6 protein-coding genes are annotated in these 5,417 nt (G+C 38.7%); 1 reads left to right on the forward strand and 5 read right to left on the reverse strand.

The features are described from left to right. The 3 genes from F1E73_RS16250 to F1E73_RS16260 form a co-directional block, all read right to left on the reverse strand. Window positions 1-414: hypothetical protein (locus tag F1E73_RS16250; protein ID WP_223883490.1), on the reverse strand; the 414-nt coding region annotated here is incomplete at its 3' end. An 81-nt stretch (window positions 415-495) separates the two neighbouring features. Further along, entirely contained in the window at window positions 496-1,245 is a 750-nt protein-coding gene (locus F1E73_RS16255) for a hypothetical protein (RefSeq protein ID WP_086478308.1), read from the reverse strand. Between the two features lie 572 nt (window positions 1,246-1,817). Then, a complete protein-coding gene (locus tag F1E73_RS16260) occupies window positions 1,818-2,225 on the reverse strand; it encodes a carboxymuconolactone decarboxylase family protein (RefSeq protein WP_150452554.1) in 408 nt (135 codons plus the stop codon). A gap of 600 nt (window positions 2,226-2,825) precedes the next feature. Between F1E73_RS16260 and F1E73_RS16265 the strand changes: the two genes are divergently transcribed. Further along, window positions 2,826-3,224, forward strand: a complete 399-nt coding sequence (locus tag F1E73_RS16265) for a VOC family protein (protein ID WP_086478310.1) — start codon at window positions 2,826-2,828, stop codon at window positions 3,222-3,224. A gap of 154 nt (window positions 3,225-3,378) precedes the next feature. Here the strand turns inward: F1E73_RS16265 and F1E73_RS16270 are convergent, their stop codons facing one another. Both F1E73_RS16270 and F1E73_RS17670 read right to left on the reverse strand, forming a co-directional pair. Next, entirely contained in the window at window positions 3,379-4,836 is a 1,458-nt protein-coding gene (locus tag F1E73_RS16270) for an alanine racemase (RefSeq protein ID WP_150452555.1), read from the reverse strand. Then, window positions 4,823-5,417 (reverse strand): hypothetical protein (locus F1E73_RS17670; RefSeq protein WP_223883491.1); only part of this gene is annotated, 595 nt, incomplete at its 5' end. The genes F1E73_RS17670 and F1E73_RS16270, both read right to left, overlap by 14 nt.

Below are 5,417 nucleotides of genomic sequence, written 5' to 3' on the forward strand. Positions count from 1 at the left end.
TTGGGTAATATTGCGTTGCAACAGTTGGGTAGTAGTACCAGTATTAAATTCTAATAGTTGATTGTTGTTGCCGTTCTGTAGGACTCGGTAATCTATAGTGGTAGCGCTAAGCGCTAGTTCTATGTTATTATTGTTCCCATATTGTCCCAGGGTTACCTCACTTTGGTTGGCAAAGGTGGTTACCGATGAGGTGTTATTTTCACCTACTTGAGTGATTAGGGTAATATTGGTATTGGAGTTGTTGATCTGCGCCTGCCGGGTTAAAAATTGTTCGTTAATTAGGTTTAGCGCATCGTTGGGGGTATTCAGGTCCTGAATAGAGGAAGATATGTAAGAGGCCGAGTTTTCCTGGGCTGTTACCTTGGGGAAAGACAAAATTGCTATGAGAAAAACAACGGGAAAAATAGCGTTCATATGATAGGTTTTATAAACTAAAATATGGGATGGTTGCAACCTACCATCCCATAGATTATATTGAATCAATATTGTAAGAACTTAGTCATTTTGGATTACGGTGATGTCCTGAGTGATGCCGGTCTGATCTACGACACTAATATTCGTTGTACCATTTTGTCTAACGATGGCATCATGGTCTCCAGAGCCAATCTGAGTTATCCAACTCTTATTTTGTATACCTTCTTGAAAAACGGTTGCCTCATCTTGTGCAGCGGAATTCTGATTAATTTGACTGTAATTATCCCAACCATTTTGAGTGACCTTTGCGATAGCATCCGTCCCCTCTTGTGTAACATGACTTACATCTGAATTACCATTTTGATTTACATCTGCGAAGTTGCCAGAGCCACCAAGTTGATGTACAGTGCTTGCGTTCCAATGACCAAGTTGGTCAACATCTACTTCATCTCCGGTACCAGTTTGTGTAAGAAAACTATCATTGTTATTTCCTACTTGGTTTATATTCGCGGAATTGCCATCTCCGTAAACGGTTGCATATGATTCGTTTCGTTCTCCTACTTGCCGTATTCTAACGTGATTCATATTTGCATTATCTGGAACACTTGGTTGACCGATTTGAACCTCACTTTTATTTTCAATTTGTATTTGATCAATATCAAAGGTATTGTCTCCTCCTCTGATATTCATTTTACTGTTATTCAAATTGCCAGTTTGATGTACTGTTCCTGTGTTATTCCAGCCGGTCATCACGGCGTTACTCACGTTACTTTGAGCCATCACTACGGTGCCCATCATTAGCGCTGCTGCGCAAAAAATCACTTTTTTCATAATATAAAGGTTTAAAGGTTACAGGTTTGGCTGTTAATTCTAGGGCAACCTTTATGAAAACATAAAGGGTTCCAGGAAAAACAATCATAAACTAAGCAGGTGAACTTTGAAAAGATGCTTGGGGTATCTTTAACCAGTAAAAAATATTACAAAAAAAACATCTTGGGGGAAGTGGATGTGGCTACTGATATAAGATCAGTTTCAGGTTGTAAATAACTGTTAATTAGACATTTACAACGGGTCTTGAACGGTGGTTGACTAATTTGGTCGCTAACATATCCTACTTTTTTTGACTTTACAATGAACAATCGACATACAGCATAAATACTCGATTAACTATTAAAAGTAGTTATATTTCTGTCGGAAGAAAATACAATATTTCAATAAAAGTAGGATTTATTTATGCATAAATAAAGTGATGAATTTCAGGTTTTTATTTGTTTTTCTTATAGAAATGACTTCTTAAAATTGGGTTTGGAAAAGTCAGCACAAAAAGAATGGTTTTTTACAAAAAAAAGCCACTCCTAAAAGTGGCTTTTAAATAAATAATCTAAGCTGTAAAGGAAAAAAATTTACTTTTTATCCTGTACCGAAACACCCCTTTCAGAGAAAACTGCCTTTGCAATATTCAAGGCATTTAGTACTCTTGGAAATCCGGCGTAAGGAAGTAAATGTATTATGGCTCCCACTATTTCCTTAGGGCTAATACCTATGGTAAGTCCGGTATTTACATGTAGCCTTAGTTGTGGCTCCAATCCCTGTGTTACCAAGGACGAAATGGTAATCAGGGTTTTTTGCTCATGGGACAATCCCTCCCTTGCATAAATGTCCCCAAAAGCAAATTCTACAATATAATCTTCTAATTTAGGGTCTAGATCCATCAGGTTTTCGAAAGTGATAGAGTAAGCCGGATTTTCGGACTTATCTTCATATTCACGTATGACTTCCATACCCTGTTGGTAACGTTTAGATTTTTCCATGTCTTCGTTTCTATTTTTATAATTGTTAATTCAACTTTCATCCATGAGTGGAAGGATATTCCTTCCCTCCATTTTCCTTACTCCCTTTGGGTGATATTTACCCTGCCCGGTAAGTGTGGATTAGCATCTCTAAGCTCCCATAAAATTGGGCAAAACGCGAAAATTAGAACAATTTAATTGAATTTAAAAATTGACTCTGCCCTTCCTCGTTTTTAGCTCCTAAATCTTTCTCATGGTTATTTAAAAAAGGGCTGACTTCAGAGGATATACATAGGCTTGGAAATCGACCTGATTTATGGCTTGTAGCCTTTAATTAATCAATAGCGTTAAACATTAAAGCATTTGCGAAGTATGCTGTCCCATTAGATTATTAGTTTTATAAATGGCGATTAGGAGCTTGGTTTATTGCATGGTAGCACCTAAATAATAATGCAACAAATAGATTGTATACACTGCATTTTATGGGCTTACTAGAAGGCCATGGACACGGCTCCGTGCCTATTCAAGTCTTTTGATGTCTTAGGGTTAAGACATTATAAACAGGGCCCGTATTTACCCCTAGGGCTGAGTAAATTATTAAACTTTCTAAAATTACACGATATGAAAATTCAACCTTATTTAGCTTTTAACGGAAATTGCCAAGAGGCACTTCACTTTTATGCAGATTTGTTTAATGCAGATATAGTGAACAAACAAACCTATAAGGAAAAGAAAATAGACGTCCCTTCCTCTTTCCGCGATAAATGGCAACACGCCGAATTAAAAGGGAAAAACATCCATTTAATGGCCTATGATGCCTCACCGGATACCCCTATTAATCATGGAAATCAAATTCATATGAGTGTAGATCTGTCTACCAAGGAAAGCGCAGAAGAGCTGTTTGTACAACTGTCTAAAAATGGACGGGTTCACCATTCTTTCAGGGAACGGGAATGGGGCTATTTTGGAAGATGTACGGATAAATATGGAATTAATTGGATGGTAAATTGTGCTAATTAAAATAGGGGAGGAGAGGGTTAACCATCGCATAATTGTATTTTAATATAGTCGATAGTAGCTAGCATATCACCCTTGGAGTTTTCCTAAAATGGGAAGGTTCTTTACCTCCCCTGATGCATAACAGCATTGGTCATAAAAACTCCACAAGGGAATTCTAGTCTTTGGTTATTAGATTGTCATCTATAAACGTTACCTTATTAAAATCCGTAACATCCTCCTTAAACATAATATTTTTTGAAAGCTCAAATAGATGGGCTTCGGTCTCAAAGAAATGCATCATATAGCCAGCGGTATTAATAAAAACTACCAAATCTCCCCGCTTGGGTAGTTGAGGAAGGGATATTTTTCGTTTCAGCAGAATATCCCTTTCCAAACAATAGGCCCCGGTAAAATACACCGAGACCTCCTCGGAGTCCTCGGTGTAATCCTGATATCGAATATAGGGATCTAGAAGGAAATCGGCACTAGAGCTCATCAACTGGCTCATGTTCATTTCCAGACCAACGAGCCACTGACCCTTACTATCCCTTTTTCTATGCGCTACTTTGGCAACGGTAATACCTGTTAGATTTAAGAGAGACCTTCCGGGTTCAATCCTTATTTCAATATCCTCTCCCTTTAGTCGTTGGGCATTGCTTAGATTCGTTTTAGGGGCCTTATAATTTAGAATCTCATCTATAAAAGTGGCCCCGTTAATACGATTATAAAAGGGGTAGGTGTCTAATTTACCTTCTAATTTTCCGTTAATCATCTTATATCCCAATCCAGTTCCGTTAAAGGTAAGGCTGGTATTGGCCTTCATAACGGAATCCCTCAGGTTCTCATCAAAATTTTTCCACTCCTGTTCGTCCGCCAAGTAATTCATTAAAATTCCGCCACCCATATCTATAAAGATAATAGGATATCCTTTCTGTTTTAACCCACGTGCAAGAGCAATACAGCTAGAAAGGGCTATTGCCCGTTGTGCTATGGAGTACCCATCTAAATGAAAATGAAGTCCACCTACCTCCATTCGGTCCAATTCTTTATCCCCCCCGATATAGCTTTCTACGAAAGCAGCAACCTCCTCTATATCAAATCCAAATCTGCTGTATAATTTCTGGTCCTCTATGTAAACTCCGCTGACCCTGATTCCTACTTCTGCCTTCTTCTCCATTTTTTTTGCGATGGCATTCACCAGTTTGCATTCGTCGTAATTATCCAAAATAATGGTGATATTATTTTTGATGGCCAGTTCTATTTGCTCGGTTGTTTTTATAGCGGAGGTCAACACTAGGTTATGCCTATCACCTCCCAACGCTAACGACTGTAAAAGCTCTTTATAACTAGCGGTATCCACGCCAATTCCGGTGGACAAGGCTTGTTTTACTAATCCCCTGCATCGGTTGGCTTTACGGGCATAATATATCTTGTGCTTCAGCTTGTGCGACTGAAACACCTTTTGGTAGTTTCTAATATTTTCCTCAAAAGAACTGAGGTTGTGAATGTTAATCGGTGAACCGTATTTAGCAACAAGCTGGTTCAGAATGGATGGATGCTCCAATAATTTATGCATCCATGCCGATGTCAGCGGTGTGAGTCCGCCATTAGGATTTCCCTTAACGTATTTCATCAGTTTTAATATTTTTGTGGAGGTGTTGTTTTTCGCAAATAGTTTTTAGAACGGACTTAGCCCAATGGGAGGCGAAGTTATTGCGTTCCCTAGAGAGGGTATCATTATCAAAGGTAAGGCCCTCTGTGGGCGTCCCATAAAAAGTGAGATCCTCATTAATGTTCCCATCTATATCATAAGGCCTCCCCCTGTTATCCAGGTCTATACATCCCGGTATATAATTTCCATTGTTATTATTGCGATAATAACGCAGCATACCGTTCTCCAACATTGTATGTAACAACCCTTGGTAGCCGTTGCTATTGTTGGCCTTGGGAATGGTTGCATTAACCAAGTAGTGTGCCCATTCCTGCATTTCACCTTGTTTTAACACATGTTTTTGGGTATTGGAATCATAGGAGTAAAGGGGATTTTTACTATACGATAGATCTATAATACCTGCCTCTTGGAGGGCGACCATTTTTTTAGCATTCTCCAAGGGAGGGCCATAGGCTAGCCGATTAAATAATCCGAAATAATAATTATCGAAAACTTGATGGGAAGGGGCATCTAGTCCGCCAAAACAATATAAGCCATTGAAA

This window comes from Arenibacter lacus, from assembly GCF_008711145.1.
Lineage (GTDB): Bacteria > Bacteroidota > Bacteroidia > Flavobacteriales > Flavobacteriaceae > Arenibacter > Arenibacter amylolyticus.